At 73.3% G+C, this 15,850-nt stretch carries 10 protein-coding genes; 7 read left to right on the forward strand and 3 right to left on the reverse strand.

Annotated elements, in window-relative coordinates; translation table 11 throughout:
- Positions 1 to 44: 44 nt before the first annotated feature.
- Positions 45 to 1,058: a Bug family tripartite tricarboxylate transporter substrate binding protein gene (locus WFI16_RS00485; protein WP_419895830.1), complete on the reverse strand. Its 1,014-nt coding sequence runs from the start codon at positions 1,056 to 1,058 to the stop codon at positions 45 to 47.
- A 97-nt stretch (positions 1,059 to 1,155) separates the two neighbouring features.
- Positions 1,156 to 1,992: an IclR family transcriptional regulator gene (locus WFI16_RS00490; protein ID WP_419895831.1), complete on the reverse strand. Its 837-nt coding sequence runs from the start codon at positions 1,990 to 1,992 to the stop codon at positions 1,156 to 1,158.
- A 67-nt stretch (positions 1,993 to 2,059) separates the two neighbouring features.
- On the opposite strand from WFI16_RS00490, the gene WFI16_RS00495 reads away from it, so the two are divergent.
- From WFI16_RS00495 to WFI16_RS00520, 6 genes are all read left to right on the forward strand, one after another.
- Positions 2,060 to 2,839: an enoyl-CoA hydratase/isomerase family protein gene (locus WFI16_RS00495; RefSeq protein ID WP_419895832.1), complete on the forward strand. Its 780-nt coding sequence runs from the start codon at positions 2,060 to 2,062 to the stop codon at positions 2,837 to 2,839.
- A gap of 292 nt (positions 2,840 to 3,131) precedes the next feature.
- Entirely contained in the window at positions 3,132 to 7,244 is a 4,113-nt protein-coding gene (locus tag WFI16_RS00500) for a calcium-binding protein (RefSeq protein ID WP_419895833.1), read from the forward strand.
- A gap of 106 nt (positions 7,245 to 7,350) precedes the next feature.
- On the forward strand, positions 7,351 to 8,475 hold the full coding sequence (locus WFI16_RS00505) for an exonuclease SbcCD subunit D (RefSeq protein ID WP_419895834.1): 1,125 nt from the start codon (positions 7,351 to 7,353) through the stop codon (positions 8,473 to 8,475).
- A complete protein-coding gene (locus WFI16_RS00510; protein ID WP_419895835.1) occupies positions 8,475 to 11,504 on the forward strand; it encodes an AAA family ATPase in 3,030 nt (1,009 codons plus the stop codon). Before WFI16_RS00505 ends, WFI16_RS00510 begins: the two co-directional genes overlap by 1 nt.
- On the forward strand, positions 11,505 to 11,900 hold the full coding sequence (locus WFI16_RS00515; RefSeq protein ID WP_419895836.1) for a DUF3293 domain-containing protein: 396 nt from the start codon (positions 11,505 to 11,507) through the stop codon (positions 11,898 to 11,900).
- Between the two features lie 88 nt (positions 11,901 to 11,988).
- Positions 11,989 to 12,783, forward strand: coding sequence for a class II glutamine amidotransferase (locus WFI16_RS00520; protein ID WP_419895837.1), 795 nt, complete (start codon positions 11,989 to 11,991; stop codon positions 12,781 to 12,783).
- A gap of 261 nt (positions 12,784 to 13,044) precedes the next feature.
- Here the strand turns inward: WFI16_RS00520 and WFI16_RS00525 are convergent, their stop codons facing one another.
- The gene (locus WFI16_RS00525) at positions 13,045 to 14,652 is read right to left on the reverse strand and encodes an electron transfer flavoprotein-ubiquinone oxidoreductase (RefSeq protein ID WP_419897124.1); all 1,608 of its coding nucleotides are present in this window, start codon (positions 14,650 to 14,652) and stop codon (positions 13,045 to 13,047) included.
- Positions 14,653 to 14,756: 104 nt separating this feature from the next.
- Here WFI16_RS00525 and WFI16_RS00530 point away from each other — a divergent pair, with 104 nt between their 5' ends.
- A complete protein-coding gene (locus WFI16_RS00530) occupies positions 14,757 to 15,698 on the forward strand; it encodes a uracil-DNA glycosylase (RefSeq protein WP_419895838.1) in 942 nt (313 codons plus the stop codon).
- Positions 15,699 to 15,850 lie beyond the last annotated feature (152 nt).

Consider the following 15,850-nt stretch of genomic DNA (forward strand, 5'->3'; position numbering starts at 1 on the left):
GACACTGTCCCCCCGGCGGGGGCCTGGGGGCGGCGCCCCCGGGGCTACCCCGCGTCCAGCTGCAGCCCCTCCTTTTTGAGGACTTCCCCCCACTTCTCCGTCTCCGCCCTGACGAAGGCCGCGTATTGTGCCGGCGTCCCATAGGAAGGAACGCCCCCCATCTCGGCGAATTTCCTCTGGGTCTCGGGCATGTCCAGCAGCACCTTGATCTCGGCGTTCAGCGCGTTGACGATGGCGTCGGGCGTGCCGGCCGGCAGGAAGGCGCCGAACCAGGAATTGACCTCGTAGCGGGAGAGCGCCGGCAGGGTCTCGCGCATGGCGGGCAGGTCGGGCAGCTGCGGGTTGCGCTCGGCGCTGGTGACGCCCAGCGCCCGGACGCGGCCGGCGCGGACCTGCTCGACGGCGCTGGTCAGGTTGTCGAAGCTGAACTGCACGTCGCCGGCGACCAGGGCGACCATGGCCGGGCCGGCGCCGCGGTAGTGGACGGCGGTGGCCTGGGTGCCGGTCAGCTGGTGGTACCAGACGGCGGAGAGATGCGGCGACTGCCCGAGGCCCGGGGTGCCGTAGCTCAGCTTGCCGGGGTTGGCGCGGAGATAGGCCAGAAATTCCTGCGGGGTGTGGACGGGCAGGGAGGGGTGCACCACCAGCACGTTGGGCCCGCGGATCATGTTGGAGACCGGCAGCAGCTGCTCGGCCTTGTAGGTCAGGTTGCGGAACAGCGAATAGGCGATGGCCTGCGGGCCGATATTGCCCAGCAGGATGGTGTGGCCGTCGGGGCGGGCGCGGGCGACCTCGGCGGTGCCCAGCGTGCCGCCGGCGCCGGACTTGTTGTCGACCACGGCGCTCTGGCCCCAGCGCTGGGTCAGGTGGGCGGCCAGCAGCCGGCCCATGATGTCGGTGGTGCCGGCGGCGGCGGCGGGGACGACGACGCGGACGGTCTGGGTCGGGCGCCAGCCTTCCTGACTTCCCTGGGCCGAGTTTCCCTGGGCGCGGGCGGCGAGCGGCAGGCCGAGGCCGGCGGCCAGGCCGGCGAGATGGCGGCGCGAGATGGTGGACATGCTGGCTCCCCTCGGATGATGGCCGCCTTCGGGCGGTCCGCTTGGTGCCGGGGAGTTGAGCCGATGCCGCGCCGGCTGTCATTCCAAAAAGGGAATGCTATTCCGTATTGCGGATATCTTCGCGCTTGTCGTCGCGGCGGGGAAACAGCGCCTTGCCGGTGAAGGCGGCGACGTCGCGCAATTCCTCGCCCAGGCGCGGGAAGATCTCCGGCGGGTGCTGGCCGGCGATGGTGATGCCGGACAGGCCGAAGCGCGGCTGGCCGTTCTGGTCCGGCACCAGGGCGGCGATGGTGATCAGGCCGCGGTAGAGCTGGCTGTTGTCCAGGCTCCAGCCGGTGCGGCGGCTTTCCTCGACATCGGCCAGATAGGCCTCGAAGCTGGGCGGCGACTGCCAGCGCAGCGCGGCGAAGCGGCGGCGCAGCTCGCCCACCGGCAGGTCGAGGGCGGCGGCGACGCAGCGGCCGACGGCGCCGACCAGCATCGGCAGGCGCAGCCCCTCGCGCATCTCGACGCGCACGGCGGTGTGGCTGTGGGCGCGGTCGATCAGGACGATGTGGCCGTCCTCGGTGACGCGCCACAGCACGATCAGCATGTCGTAGTTCAGCGCCAGCCGCTCCAGCTCGGGGCGGATCAGCTGGGCATGGCTGACGCCGATCAGCCCGGCGGCGAGCTCGGCGACGGCCAGGCCCAGCGTGTAGGTCTTGTCGCTGTCGCGGAAGGCGGCGAAGCGGGCGCGGGTCAGGGTGCGCAGGATGTTGAAGCAGGTGCTGGGGCTGATGCCGGTGCCGCGCGCGACGGCGGCGACGCCGAGCGGGCCGGTGGCGCCGGCCAGGTGCTGCAGGATGCGGATGGCGTGGATGACGGCGCCGACATCGCGCTGCGCGCCGGGATCCTTCTCGGGCGGCGAAGCGGAGGCCTGGGTGACGCTGTCCATTCGATATCCCGATTGATTTCCCGTATGCGGAATGTAGCCTGCCCGCAGCCAAGAAGGAAACGCCAGCATGAACGAGCCCTCCGCCACCCCGCGGCTGATCGAGGAACGCGACGGCGCCGTGCTGGTGCTGACGCTGGATTATGCGGCGCGCAGGAACGCGCTGGCGCCGGCGCTGCGCGGCGAGATGGCGCGGGTGCTGGACCGCGTCGAGGGCGATCGCGAGATCCGCGCCATCGTGGTGCAGGGGGCGGGCGGCACCTTCTGCTCGGGCGGCGACCTGTCGGGGATGGAGGTCGGCTCGGTGCTGGCGGGGCGCGAGCGGCTGCGCCCGGCGCATGCGGTGATCCGGCTGCTGGTGGCGGGCTCGAAGCCGGTGGTGGCGGCGGTCGAGGGCTGGGCGGCGGGCGCCGGCCTGTCGCTGGCCTGCGCCTGCGACACCGTGGTGGCGGCCGAGGATGCCCGCTTCATGGCCGCCTTCGGCAAGGTCGGGCTGATGGCCGATCTCGGCCTGGCGCATACCCTGCCGCGCCGCGTCGGCCATGCCCGCGCCCGCCAGATTCTGCTGTACGGCGAGCCGATCGATGCGGCGGAGGCGGCGCGCATCGGCCTGGTCGATGCGGTGGTGCCGAAGGGCCAGGCCTTCGCCGCCGCCATGGACAAGGCGCGCATCCTGGCCGCCCAGGCGCCGGCGGCGGTCGCCCTGACCAAGCAGATGCTGGCCGAGGGGCTGGACCGCGCGCTGGAGCAGGAGACGCATTACCAGTCGCTGCTGTTCCTGACCGCCGACCATGCCGAGGGCAAGGCCGCCTTCTTCGGCAAGCGGGCGGCACAGTTTACCGGAACATAAACCAGGCTCCCCCGCCGGCGGCGCGCCGGCGCGGCAAGACGCGGCGTCGCGGTCCGGCACGCCGCGCGGCGGGCGGAAAGCAAAGCGGCAGCATTGCCGTGTCGCGGCCATCCCTCTCGATGCTGTTTCATCCGGGGGCGCGGGAGCAGGCCCGCGCGTGACTGCCCCGCCCGCTGCCGCGACTTTGAGGCACCGCTCGCCGGGCCGCCAATACCGCCCATGGTAGAACCGTCCGGCCGGCCGGCAGAAGGCGCGTCGTGCGCTGTTTCCGGCACGGGGGGTTTTCGCGACCATGGCGACCATCATCGGCACGGGTCTGGCCAATGTGCTGACCGGCACCGCGCTGGACGACACGCTGCAGGGGCTCGGCGGCAACGACACCCTCGATGGCGGGCTGGGCGCCGATATCCTGTCGGGCGGCAGCGGCGACGACATCCTGATCGGCGGGCGCGGCGCCGACCTGCTGCATGGCGGCGCCGGCAATGACAGCTTCCGCTACCGCAGCCTGGCCGAGCTGCATCTCGACCGCATCATGGATTTCTCGCTGGGCGACCGGCTGGATCTCAGCGCGCTGGGGCTGAGCTTCATCGGCGAGCGCAGCTTCACCGGCGCCGGCATGGAGCTGCGCCTCGCCTATCTGGGTGGCAACACCCTGCTGCAGGTCGATGTCACCGGCTTCGGCGATGCCGAGCGCCAGCTCACCCTGTTCGGCATCCAGCGCCTGGTCGAGACGGAGAGCGGCTCCGGCATCCTGGTCGTGGCGGCGCCGCGGATCCTGGTCGGCACGGCGGCGGCCGATGTGCTGACCGGCGGCGCCGGGGATGACCGGCTGTCCGGCCTGGGCGGGGTCGACACGCTGGAGGGCGGCGCCGGCAATGACGTGCTGCAGGGCGGCGAGGGCAACGACCTGCTGGTCGGCGGTACCGGCGGCGACACGCTGCTGGGCGGGCCGGGCAACGACCTCTACCGCTACCGCGCCGCCAGCGAGTTCGACGGCGACCGGCTGGCCGATTTCGGCGAGGGCGACCGCATCGATTTCAGCGGGCTGGCCAGCCTGACCTGGATCGCCGACGAGGCCTTCAGCCGCACCCCGGGCGAGATGCGCCTGGAGGGCAAGTGGCTGCAGCTCGACCTGGATGGCGACGGCCAGGCCGATGCCCAGGCCTGGATCTCCGGCGGTGTTATGCTGGCCGAGACCGCCCCGGGCTCGCGCGTGCTGCAGCGGGCGACCGCCGTGGTGCTGACCGGGGCGGAGAGCGCCGAGACGCTGAATGGCGGCGGCGCCGCCGACCGGATCGACGCCGCCGGCGGCCATGACGTGGTGAACGGCCTGGCCGGCGACGACATGCTCTATGGCGGCGCCGGCAATGACGCGCTGAATGGCGGCAGCGGCCATGACTGGCTGGAAGGCGGGCTGGGCGACGACACGCTGACCGGCGGCAGCGGCAATGACCGGCTGATCGGCGGCAGCGGCAATGACGTGCTGATCGGCGGGCTCGGCGCCGACATCCTGCGCGGCGGCAGCGGCCGCGACATCTTCCGCTATGCCAGCGCGGCCGAGCTCGACGGCGACATCATCCGGGATTTCGAGGCGGGCGACCTGCTCAGCCTCTCGGGGCTGGGGCGCTACAGCTTCATCGGCCAGGACGGCTTCACCGGCGCCGGCCTGGAGATCCGCTTCGACGGCGGCACCCTGTCGGTCGATGTCGACGGCGACGGTCTGGCCGAGGCGCGCGCCGCCATCGACACCGGCGGCCGGCTGCTGGAAGGCCAGGTGGCCGGCTCGCTGACCCTGATCATCGCCCCCGACCGCGTGCTGAACGGCACATCCATCGCCAATACCCTGACCGGCGGCGCCGGCCAGGACACGCTCTCCGGGCTGGACGGCAACGACATCCTCAATGGCGGCGCCGGCAACGACCTGCTGCGCGGCGGCAATGGCAATGACACGCTGCGCGGCGGCAGCGGCAGCGACACGCTGGAAGGCGGGCTCGGCTACGACCTCTTCGTCATCGAGCCGGACCGCAGCCTCTTCAACACCGACAGCATCACCGATTTCAACAGCGCCGACACGCTGGACCTGACCGCCTTCTGGGCCCTCGCCTGGCTGGGCGACGGCCCGTTCAGCGGGGCGCGGCCGGAGGCGCGGCAGTTGCGCACCAGCCTCGGCCTGCGGGTCGAGATCGATGCCGATGGCGACGGAATGGCGGAGCAGGCGGTGCTGCTGGCCGGCGCCGGGGCGCTGCGCGAGACCGCCGCCGGCTCGCGCCTGCTGAAGCTCGCGACGCCGCGCACCCTGACCGGCGATGCCGGCGCCAATGTGCTGATCGGCGACGCCGCCGACGACGTGCTGGCGGGGCTCGACGGCAATGACACCCTGGTCGGCTGGGGCGGCAACGACCGGCTGGAGGGCGGCGCCGGCAGCGACACGCTGCGCGGCGAGACCGGCGATGACATCCTGATCGGCGGAGCCGACAACGACACGCTGATCGGCGGGCTGGGCCGCGACCTGCTGACCGGCGGCAGCGGCGCCGATATCTTCCGCTACCGCTCGGTCGCCGAGATCGGCCTGCTCGAGGACCGCATCACCGACCTGGCGCCGGAGGACCGCATCGACCTCTCGCCGATCGACGACCTGCGCTTCACCGAGGGCGGCTTCACCGGCCTCGCCGGGCAGGTGATCGTGCTGGATGCCTGGCAGGGCCGCGACCTCGGCTGGACCTTCCTGGCGATCGATGCGGATGGCGACGGCCAGGCCGATGCCGTGCTCTCGATGGACGGCGATTTCGCGCTGGAGGAGGCCACCGCCGGCACCGAGGTGCTGCGCCGCGTCGCCGAACTGGTGCTGCAGGGGGGCGCCGGCAATGACGCGCTGACCGGCCGCGCCGGGCGCGACACCCTCTCCGGCCTGGACGGCAACGACATGCTGAACGGCAATGCCGGCGACGATGTGCTGCGCGGCGGCGCCGGCAATGACACGCTGCTGGGCGGGCTGGGCCAGGACGTGCTGCAGGGCGACGACGGCAACGACACGCTGAATGGCGGCGAGGGCAATGACACGCTGCGCGGCGGCGCCGGCAACGACACGTTGATCGGCGGGCGGGGCGCCGACCTGCTGAGCGGCGGCGCCGGCAACGACATCTTCCGCTATCTCGCCGCCGCCGAGCTGGCCGGCGACAGCATCGCCGATTTCGCCGCCGGCGACCTGCTGGACCTGGCGGCGCTGGGGGCGCGCTTCCTGGGCGATGGCGCCTTCACCGCCGATGGCACGGCGCAACTGCGGAGCTGGCAGCTCGGCGTCACCTGGGTGGCGGTGGACAGCGACGGCGACGGCCGGGCCGATGCGACGCTCAGCCTGAGCGGCCTGATGACGCTGGAGGAGACCGCCAGCGGCACTGGCCTCTATCGCCGCGTCGCCGACCTGGTGCTGACCGGCACCGCCGCCGACGAGACGCTGCAGGGCCAGGCGGGCAACGACATCCTGGCCGGGGCGGCGGGCGACGACCTGCTGCTCGGCGCCGGCGGCAACGACATCCTCGATGGCGGCGCCGGCAACGACACGCTGAATGGCGGCCCCGGCAGCGACAGCCTGACCGGCGGCGCCGGCAATGACATCTTCCTCTGGAGCCGGGAGGAGCTGGAGGCCTCCTTCACCGACACCATCACCGATCTGGCGGTCGGCGACGGCATCGACCTCTCGGCGCTCGGCGGCCGCTTCATCGGCGCCACGGCCTTCTCCGCCGCCGGCGAGGCGGAGATCCGCCAGAATGGCGCCAGCCTGCTGGTCGACTGGAACGGCGACGGCTTCACCGATGGCGCCATCCAGGTGACCGGCCTGGCCGGGCTGCTGGAGGAGACCGCGCCCGGCCTGTTGCAGCTGCCCGCGGCGCTGAACCTGGTGGGCACCGAGGCCGCCGACCTGCTGACCGGCCGCGGCAATGCCGACACGATCAGCGGGCTGGCGGGCAACGACATCCTGGCCGGCGGTGGCGGCGATGACCTGCTGCTCGGCGGCACCGGCAACGACATGCTGCTGGGCGGCGAGGGCAACGACCGGCTGGTGGGCGGCGCCGGCACCGATACCCTGACCGGCGGGGCGGGCAATGACCGCTTCATCTTCAGCGAGGGCGATGTCGGGCGCGGCAGCGCGCGCGACGTCATCACCGACTTCAACGCCGCCGCCTATGCCGACCAGCTCGACCTGTCCGGCATCGATGCCGACCTGACCACGCCGGGCGACCAGGCCTTCATCCTGTCGCCCACCGGCAGCATCACCGCGGCCGGGCAGCTGGTCTTCGGCGATGGCATTCTCTACGGCAATGTCGATGCCGATCTCGCGCCGGATTTCGAGATCGCGCTGACCGGGGTGACCAGCCTGGCCAGCTATAATTTCTGGGCGCTCTAGAATTCTGTTGGATCGCGCGATTCAGGCTTTTCGGTGATTCCACCTCAAGCCATCGCGCTCTAGTCCGCGCTTGGAATGCGGCGGGGGGCGGGCTAAGCCTGCGCCCATGCGGATCCTGCACACCGCGGACTGGCATCTGGGCCGTTCGCTGCATGGCCAGCCCTTCCTGCCCGAGCAGGAATGGCTGCTGACCGGGCCTTTCCTGGAGATGCTGCGGCAGACCCGCCCCGACCTGCTGCTGCTGGCCGGCGATGTCTATGACCGCGCCAGCCCGCCCGCCGCGGCGGTCGAGCTGCTGGGCGCGGTGCTGGACGAGATCGTCCGGGGCCTCGGCATCCCGGTGGCGCTGATCGCCGGCAATCATGACGATGCCCGCCGCCTGGGCTTCGCCGCGCCGCTGCTGGGCGCGGCCGGGCTGCATATCGCCGGCTCTGCGCAGGGCCGCCTGATCCGCTTCGAGGACCGGCACGGGCCGCTGCAGATCCTGGCCGCCGACTATGCCTCGCCGGAGCAGCTGGCCGGCCATTTCCCGGAGGCCGGCATTACCGACCACGAGGCCGGCTTCGCCGCGGTGATGGGCCATCTGCGCGGGCTGCGCGATCCCTCGGCGCGCGCCATCGTCATGGCGCATGGCTTCGTCCAGGGCGGGCTCGAATCCGACAGCGAGCGGCTGCTGCAGGTGGGCGGCAGCGGTGCCGTCTCGGCGGCGCATCTGGAAGGCTTCGACTATGTCGCGCTCGGCCATCTGCACCGGCCGCAATCCATGGCGGGCGGCCGCATCCGCTATTCGGGCTCGCCGCTGGCCTATTCCTTCTCGGAAGCCGGGCAGCAGAAATCCGCCACCCTGCTGGAGATCGACGCCACCGGCGCGGTGACACTGACAGAAGTCCCGCTGCCGGCGCGGCGCCCGCTGCGCCTGGCCAGCGGCAGCCTGGCCGAGATCCTGGCCTCCGCCGGCGGCCCCGGCCGCGAGGACTGGCTGCAGGTCACCCTGACCGACCGCCCCTTCGACGCCATGGCCCGGCTGCGCGAGGTGTTTCCGAATGTCCTCGACCTGCGCTTCCAGTCACGCGCCCTGGCCGCCGCGACGCCGCTGACCCGCGCCGGCGCCCGGCACGGCCCGCTCGAGGTGCTCGACGCCTTCTGGCAGGCGGTGCGCGGCGAGGCCCTGCCGCCGGCCGCCCGCCCGCCCGCCATCGCCGCCATCACCGGGCTGGGGGAGGAAGGCTGATGCGCCCGCTCGTCCTCCGCCTTGCCGCCTTCGGCGCCTATGCCGGCGAGCAGGAATTCGACTTCTCCGTCCTCGGCCAGCAGCGGCTGTTCCTGATCCACGGGCCCACCGGCGCCGGCAAGACGACGCTGCTGGACGCGCTCTGCTTTGCCTTCTTCGGCCAGAGCAGCGGCGACGAGCGCGAGGCCGGCCATCTGCGCAGCCATCACGCCGCGCCCGCGCAGCCAACCTGGGTCGAGCTCGACTTCGCGCTCGGCGAGACCCGCTACCGGATCCGCCGCGCGCCGAAGCAGGAGGCGCCGGGGCGCGGCGGCAAGCTGGTCCAGCGCGGCGGCGAGGCGGTGCTGTGGCGCCTGCCGGAAGCCGGCCCGCCGCTGGTCATCGCCGACCAGGTGCCGCGCGTCGCCGAGCAGGTGGAGGCGCTGCTCGGCTACCGCGTCGAGGAGTTCCGCCAGGTCGTGCTGCTGCCGCAGGGCCGCTTCCGCGAGCTGCTGACCGCGCCGCCCGGCGACCGCCAGCGGATTCTTGCAAGCCTGTTCCGCACGCAGCTCTACGCGCGGCTGGAAGAGGCGCTGGCCTTGCAGGCGAAATCCGCCCTGGCCGCCGCGCAGCAGGCCGAGCAGCACCGCCGCAGCCTGCTGGGCGAGGCCGGCGCGGCCTCGCCGGAGGAGGCCGCCGCCGCGCTGGAGGGGCTGCAGGCCGAGGTCGCCCGGGCCGCCACCGCCGCCGGCGAGGCCGAGGCCGCCGCCACCGCCGCGCAAGCCGCCCTGGAAGCCGGCCGCCGCGCCGCCGAGCGCCATGCCGAGGCCCGCCGCGCCACGGAAGCCCTGGCCGCGCTGCAGGCGCAGGCGGCCGGCATGGCGGCGAAGCGCGACGAGGCCGCCGCCGCCGAGCGCGCCCTGGCCACCGCGCCGCAGTCCGCGACCCTCGCCGCCGCCGACGAGGCCGCGCGCGAGACCGCCGAGGCCGCGACCCGCGCCGCCAGCGCCGAGGCCGCCGCCCGCACCCGGCGGGAGCAGGCGGCCCTCGCCCAGGCCGAGGCCGCGCCAGGTCGCGCCGAGGCCGCCACGCTGCGCCAGGGCGTCGCCGCGCTCGCCGAGGCGCAGCGCGCCGCCGAGGCCCTGGCCGCGCTGGAGAACAGCGCCGCCGAGGCCGCCCGCCGCCTCGCCGCCGCCGGCGCCACCCGCGCGACGGCGGCGCTGACGGAAACCCGCCGACGCGAGGCCCGAATCGCCGCCGAAGCCGCCCAGCACGCCGCCGCCGCCGCCGCGCAGCAGCGCCCCGGCCTGCAGGCGGCGCGCGACCATGCCGCCGGTCAGGCGAAGGACGCCGCCGCCCTGGCCGCCCTGGGACCGGAGATCACCCGCCAGGAAGCTGCCCTGGCCAAGGCGACCGCCGCCGAGGCCACGGCGCGCGCCGTCCTGGAAGAAGCCCGCACCGCCCGGCAGCAGGCGGAGCGCGCCGCGCTGGCGGCCGCCGCCGCGCATTGGTCGGCCCGGCTGCGCCCCGGCGAGGCCTGCCCGGTCTGCGGCGCGCTCGACCATCCGGCCCCGGCCGCGGCGCCGGCGGGCGCGCCCGCCGATCCCGAGACCGCGCGGGCCGCCGAGGAAGACGCGGCGACGGCGCTGGCCGATCGCCAGCGCGCCCTGTCCCAGGCGGAACAGGCGCTGTCGCGCAGCCGCGACCGCGCCGCCGACCTGCGCCAGCGCCTGCCCGAGGGGTTCTCCGCGACCGCCGCCACCGCCGCGGCGCGCGAGGCCGACGCCGCCCTCGCCGTCGCCGAGGCCCTGGCGCAGCAGGCCCCCGCCACCGCCCGCGCGCTGGCGCAAGCCGAATCCGCGCTGGCCGCGGCGGTGGCGGAGCTGGCCACGGCCGATGCCGCCCTGGCCGCGGCGACGACCGAAGAGGCAGAGGCCCGGCACGAGGCCGCCGCGCGCCGCCGCCAGATCCCCGAGGAGGCCCGCGACCCGGCGATCCTGGCCCGGCGCCTGCATCAGGCCGAGACCGCCATCGCCGCCCTCGAGGACCGGATCCGCGCCGCCGAGCGCGAGGATTCTGCCGCCGAGGCCGCGCTGCAGGCGGCGATCCAGGCCGCCAGCGAGGCCGCCGGCCGTGCCGCCGACGCCGCCGCCCGGCGCCAGGCCGCCATCGCCGCGCTGGAGGCGGCCGCCCACGCCGCCGGCTTCGCCGATGCCGCCGCCGCCCGTGCCGCGCAGCGCGCCCCCGCCATGTTGGCTGCGCTGAAGGAGGATGTGGAAACATTCGGCCGCGCGCTGCACCAGGCGGAGCTCGCCGCCGCCCGCGCCACGGCCGAAATCGCCGGCCAGGCGCCGCCCGCGATCGAGGCGCTGACCGCCGCCGAGGCCGCGGCGCGGGACGCGCTGCGCCAGGCGCGCGACGCCGCCGGGCGCCTGGCCGAGCGGCTGGCCGCCACCGCGCAGCGCCTGCAGAACATCCGCGCGGCGGAGGCGGCGCTGGACGCCGCCCGCGCCGCGCATCTGCTGGTCAGCGACCTGGCCGAGACCGCCCGCGGCAAGAACGACCGCAAGCTGTCGCTGCAGGGCTTCGTGCTGGCCGGGCTGCTGGACGAGGCGCTGTCGGCCGCCAACCAGCGGCTGCAGGCGATGCTGGGCGGCCGCTTCAGCCTGCGCCGGCGGGAGGAGCCGGGCCGCGCCATCGGCCTGGACATCGAGGTGCTGGACGAATGGACCGGCCAGCCGCGCCCGGCCGCGACGCTGTCCGGCGGCGAGGGCTTCTGCGCCGCGCTGGCGCTGGCGCTGGGCCTGGCCGACACGGTGCAGGCGCATGCCGGCGCCCGGCGGATCGACGCGCTGTTCATCGACGAGGGCTTCGGCACGCTGGACGAGGAGGCGCTGGACCGCGCCATGGACATCCTGGCCAGCCTGCCCGCCGGCGACCGGCTGGTCGGCATCATCAGCCATGTGGCGGAGCTGCGCGCCCGCATCCCCGCCCGCCTGGAGGTCATCCCCGGCCCGCGCGGCAGCCGCGCCCGCTTCGTCACCGGCTGAATGTTCGCGGCCCGCCATCCCTGGCTGGCCGCCTATGCCGCCACCACCTACCGCGCCCTGTGGCGGGGGCGGGTGGCGGCGGTCCGGCTCGGCCGGCGCGGGCCGGCATGGGCGGGGCAGGGGGCCTTCGTCACCGCCTGGAACCCGCGCTCGGCGCCGCTGTCGCCGGCCGCCAATCGCCGCGCCCAGGCCCGGCTGCGCGCCCTGCTGCGCGGCCAAAGGCTGCGCGTCGCCGAGGGCCTCGGCCAGCCGGATGACGGCCATCCCGGCGAGCCGATGCTGCTGGCCTTCCCGCTGCGGCCGGCGCGGGCGGCGCGGATCGGCCGCGCCTTCCGGCAGAATGCCGTGCTGCTGGTGGCGCCGCGGCGGCCGGCCCGGCTGCTCTGGCTGCGCTGAGCCGGGCATGGCGCAGGATTCATGACGATCCGGTTGCGGCCGGGGCGCGGGTGACGAAGAATGGCCGGGTCGTAGAGAAGCCCTGCCGATGTGCCGTTTCCTCGCCTATCGCGGCGACCCGATCTTCCTGTCCGACATGGTCTGCGCGCCGGCGCATTCGCTGATCCACCAGTCGATGCATGCCGATGAGGGCAAGACCGTCACCAATGGCGACGGCTTCGGCCTCGGCTGGTATGGCGAGCGGGAGGAGCCCGGCCTCTACCGCGAGATCCGCCCGGCCTGGTCGGACGAGAACCTGCGCTCGCTCTGCAGCCAGGTGCGCTCGCGGCTGTTCTTCGCGCATGTGCGGGCTTCCACCGGCACCTCGACGACGCGGGCCAATTGCCACCCCTTCGCGCATGGCCGGCAACTGTTCATGCACAATGGCCAGGTCGGCGACTATGCCCTGATCAAGCGCCGCATCGAGGCGCTGATCCCCGACGCGCTCTATACCCACCGCCAGGGCACCGGCGACACCGAGGCGCTGTTCCTCGCCGCCCTGGCCGAGGGGCTGGCGGAAGATCCGGTGGGCGCCATGGCCCGCACCCTGGGCCGCGTGCTGGGGCTGATGGCCGAGGCCGGCACCCGCCAGCCGCTGCGCTTCGCCGCGGCGCAGAGCGACGGCGAGACGCTGACCTGCTTCCGCTGGTCCTCCGACAGCCGGCCGCCCTCGCTCTACTGGCGGCAGGGCAGCTGCGGCGTGATGGTGGTCTCCGAGCCGGTCGACGAACGCGGGGCGGGGTGGCAGCTGATCCCCCCCAATGCGGTGCTGGTGGCGAAGCCGGACGCGGCGGTGGAGATCCGGCCGTTCGGCGTCGAGGTTGGGAAGGCTTTGGCAGCGTAAAACAGAGGCAGGCCAGGGGAATGAATTCCCCTGGACCCCTTCTTTTTTCTGTTCACCGGCCGTTTGAACACCAGCGCGCAACCACCGGCGACACCAGGGCCTCGCGGCGGGACGCCATCATGCAAAAACAGCGCGCCCTCACAGGTCGCGCTGCCGATGGGCCGTTTCACGTACTGTGTCCACCTGGACACGGCAGTCACCGCAGAAAAGAAAGGGGGTCCAGGGGGAATTCATTCCCCCTGGCCTTCAATCTGTCTTCTCTTACATCCCGCCGATGTAGTTAGGCCCGCCCGCGCCTTCCGGCGTGCACCAGTCGATGTTCTGCGTCGGGTCCTTGATGTCGCAGGTCTTGCAGTGGACGCAGTTCTGCGCGTTGATCACCAGGCGTGGCGCGCCTTCCTCGACGCCCACCGCCTCATAGACCCCGGCCGGGCAGTAGCGGCTTTCCGGCGAGCGGTAGGTGTCCCAGTTGACGCCCTTCCACTTCGACGGGTCCTTCAGCTTGAGGTGGGCCGGCTGGTCTTCCTCGTGGTTGGTGTTCGACAGGAACACCGAGGACAGCCGGTCGAAGGTCAGCTTTCCATCCGGCTTGGGGTAGGCGATCTTCGGGCTCTGCTCGGCCGGCCTGGTCGCGCGGTGGTCGGCATGGTGGGCCAGGGTCCAGGGCGCCTTGCCGCGGAAGACGTAGGTCTCCAGCGCCGCGTTGACCATGCCGCCGTAGAAGCCCCATTTGGCGAAGCCCGGGCGGATGTTGCGCACCCCCTGCAGCTCCGACCAGACCCAGCTGTTCTTCAGCGCCTCGGGATAGGCGTCCAGCACCGGGCTGGCGGCCTCCGACTTCAGCGCCTCGGCCAGGGCCTCGGCCGCCAGCATGCCGGACTTCATCGCGGTATGGGTGCCCTTGATCTTCGGCACGTTCAGGAAGCCCGCGGTGTCGCCGATCAGCGCGCCGCCGGGGAAGACCAGCTTCGGGATCGACTGGAAGCCGCCCTCGTTCAGCGCGCGGGCGCCATAGGCGATGCGCTTGCCGCCCTCCAGGATCTTGCGGATCTCCGGATGCGTCTTGAAGCGCTGCATCTCGTCGAAGGGCGACAGCCAGGTGTTGGGATAGTCCAGCCCGACCACCATGCCGATCGAGACCAGGTTCTCGCCCAGCATGTAGATCCAGGTGCCGCCATAGGTGTCGGTGGTCAGCGGCCAGCCGGTGGTGTGCCAGATCTTGCCCGGCACGTGGCGCTCCTTGGGGATCTCCCACAGCTCCTTGATGCCGAGGCCGTAGGTCTGCGGCTGCACGCCCTCGCGCAGGTTGTAGAGCGCCTCGAGCTTCTTGGTCAGCGAGCCGCGGCAGCCCTCGCCGAACAGGGTGTAGCGGGCGCGCAGCTCCATGCCGGGCTGGTAGTTCGGGCCTTCCTCGCCCTCGCGGGTGATGCCCATGACGCCGGCGACGACGCCCTTGACCACGCCCTCCTCGATGATCGTCTCGGAGGCGGCGAAGCCCGGATAGATCTCGATGCCCAGCGCCTCGGCCTTGGCGCCGAGCCAGCGGCAGACATTGCCCAGGCTGACCACGTAATTGCCATGGTTGTGCATCTGCGGCGGCGTCGGCAGCCGATAGGCCTTGGTCTCGGTCAGGTAGAGGAAGGCGTCCTCGCTGGCCGGCGTCGCCAGGCCCGGCGGATCGTCGCGCCAGTCGGGGATCAGCTCGTCCAGCGCCCGCGGCTCCAGCACCGCGCCGGACAGGATATGGGCGCCGACCTCGCTGCCCTTCTCCACCACGCAGACCGAGGCGTCGGGGGAGAGCTGTTTCAGCCGGATCGCCGCGGCCAGGCCGGCAGGGCCGGCGCCGACGATCAGGACGTCGAATTCCATGCTCTCGCGTTCAGACACCTTGCCATTCTCCCTTGGTCCCGCTGGATTGCCTTAGCCCGATCGCGGGTTGCGCGGAACCCCGCGGCGGCGCGATATGCCCGTGTATGAACGCCGCTTCCTCCGATCCGACCGACGCCGCCGTGAGCGCGGCCGAGCTGCTGGCGGCGCTGCGGCTGCAGCTCGACTGGGGCGCCGACGAGGCGCTGGGCGAGGTGCCGGTCGACCGGCTGGCGCTGCGTGCCGCGCCCACCCCGCTGCCCGCCGCTGCCTCGCCCGCCGCCGCCTCGCCCGCCGCTGCCCCGGCCGCGTCGCCGGCCCTTGGCGCGGAACGCGGCGCGGAGCCGGCGCCGCGCGCGCCGCTGAAGCGTCCCGCGGCGGTGCTGCCGCTGGCCCGCGCGGTGACCACGCCGGCGGCGGAGGGCGCCGCCGCGCTCGCCGCCGGCGCGCAGAGCCTGGAGGCGCTGCGCGAGGCGATCGCCAGCATCGAATCGCCGCTGCGCGACACCGCGACCAACCTGGTCTTCGGCGAGGGCGAGCCTGGGGCCGGGCTGATGTTCGTGGGCGAGGCGCCGGGCGGCGACGAGGACCGGCTGGGCCGGCCCTTCGTCGGCGTCTCCGGCCAGCTGCTGGACCGGATGCTGGCCAGCATCGGGCTGGACCGGACCAATCCGGCGCCGGGCCAGGGCTTCTATATCACCAATATCCTGCCCTGGCGGCCGCCGGGGAACCGGACGCCGACGGATGCCGAGATCAGCCAGTTCCTGCCGCTGGTGCTGCGGCATATCGAGCTGGTGAAGCCGCGCCACGTGGTGATGCTGGGCGGCACCTCGGCCAAGGCGCTGCTGCGGGCGAAAGAGGGCATCACCCGGCTGCGCGGCCGCTGGCACCGGCTGGCCGTGGGCGAGGCCGAGCTGCCGGCGCTGCCGACGCTGCACCCCGCCTATCTGCTGCGCAACCCGGCGGCGAAGCGCGAGGCCTGGGCCGATCTGCTGCTGTTGCGGCGCAGCATCGACTCGGAAAATGTGAATAAGTCGACGCCAGAATAAACAGAATTTGATGAAACCTACGGCCCCAAGCTGCTGGATTTCCTAAAGGACGTCTCATTCGGTGAGATTTGTCCCGACATCAGGCATTGCCCCCCCGGCACCGGGCCGTTAACGCCATCCCTGCCATGCGAGCGTTCTGCACCATGGCCCTG

The organism is Roseomonas sp. USHLN139, from assembly GCF_037145735.1.
Classification (GTDB): domain Bacteria; phylum Pseudomonadota; class Alphaproteobacteria; order Acetobacterales; family Acetobacteraceae; genus Pseudoroseomonas.

Coding starts and splice junctions, on each gene's coding strand:
- WFI16_RS00485 (WP_419895830.1), bottom strand. CDS start 1,058: ATGTCCACCATCTCGCGCCGCCATCTCGCCGGCCTGGCCGCCGGCCTC.
- WFI16_RS00490 (WP_419895831.1), bottom strand. CDS start 1,992: ATGGACAGCGTCACCCAGGCCTCCGCTTCGCCGCCCGAGAAGGATCCC.
- WFI16_RS00495 (WP_419895832.1), top strand. CDS start 2,060: ATGAACGAGCCCTCCGCCACCCCGCGGCTGATCGAGGAACGCGACGGC.
- WFI16_RS00500 (WP_419895833.1), top strand. CDS start 3,132: ATGGCGACCATCATCGGCACGGGTCTGGCCAATGTGCTGACCGGCACC.
- WFI16_RS00505 (WP_419895834.1), top strand. CDS start 7,351: ATGCGGATCCTGCACACCGCGGACTGGCATCTGGGCCGTTCGCTGCAT.
- WFI16_RS00510 (WP_419895835.1), top strand. CDS start 8,475: ATGCGCCCGCTCGTCCTCCGCCTTGCCGCCTTCGGCGCCTATGCCGGC.
- WFI16_RS00515 (WP_419895836.1), top strand. CDS start 11,505: ATGTTCGCGGCCCGCCATCCCTGGCTGGCCGCCTATGCCGCCACCACC.
- WFI16_RS00520 (WP_419895837.1), top strand. CDS start 11,989: ATGTGCCGTTTCCTCGCCTATCGCGGCGACCCGATCTTCCTGTCCGAC.
- WFI16_RS00525 (WP_419897124.1), bottom strand. CDS start 14,652: ATGGAATTCGACGTCCTGATCGTCGGCGCCGGCCCTGCCGGCCTGGCC.
- WFI16_RS00530 (WP_419895838.1), top strand. CDS start 14,757: ATGAACGCCGCTTCCTCCGATCCGACCGACGCCGCCGTGAGCGCGGCC.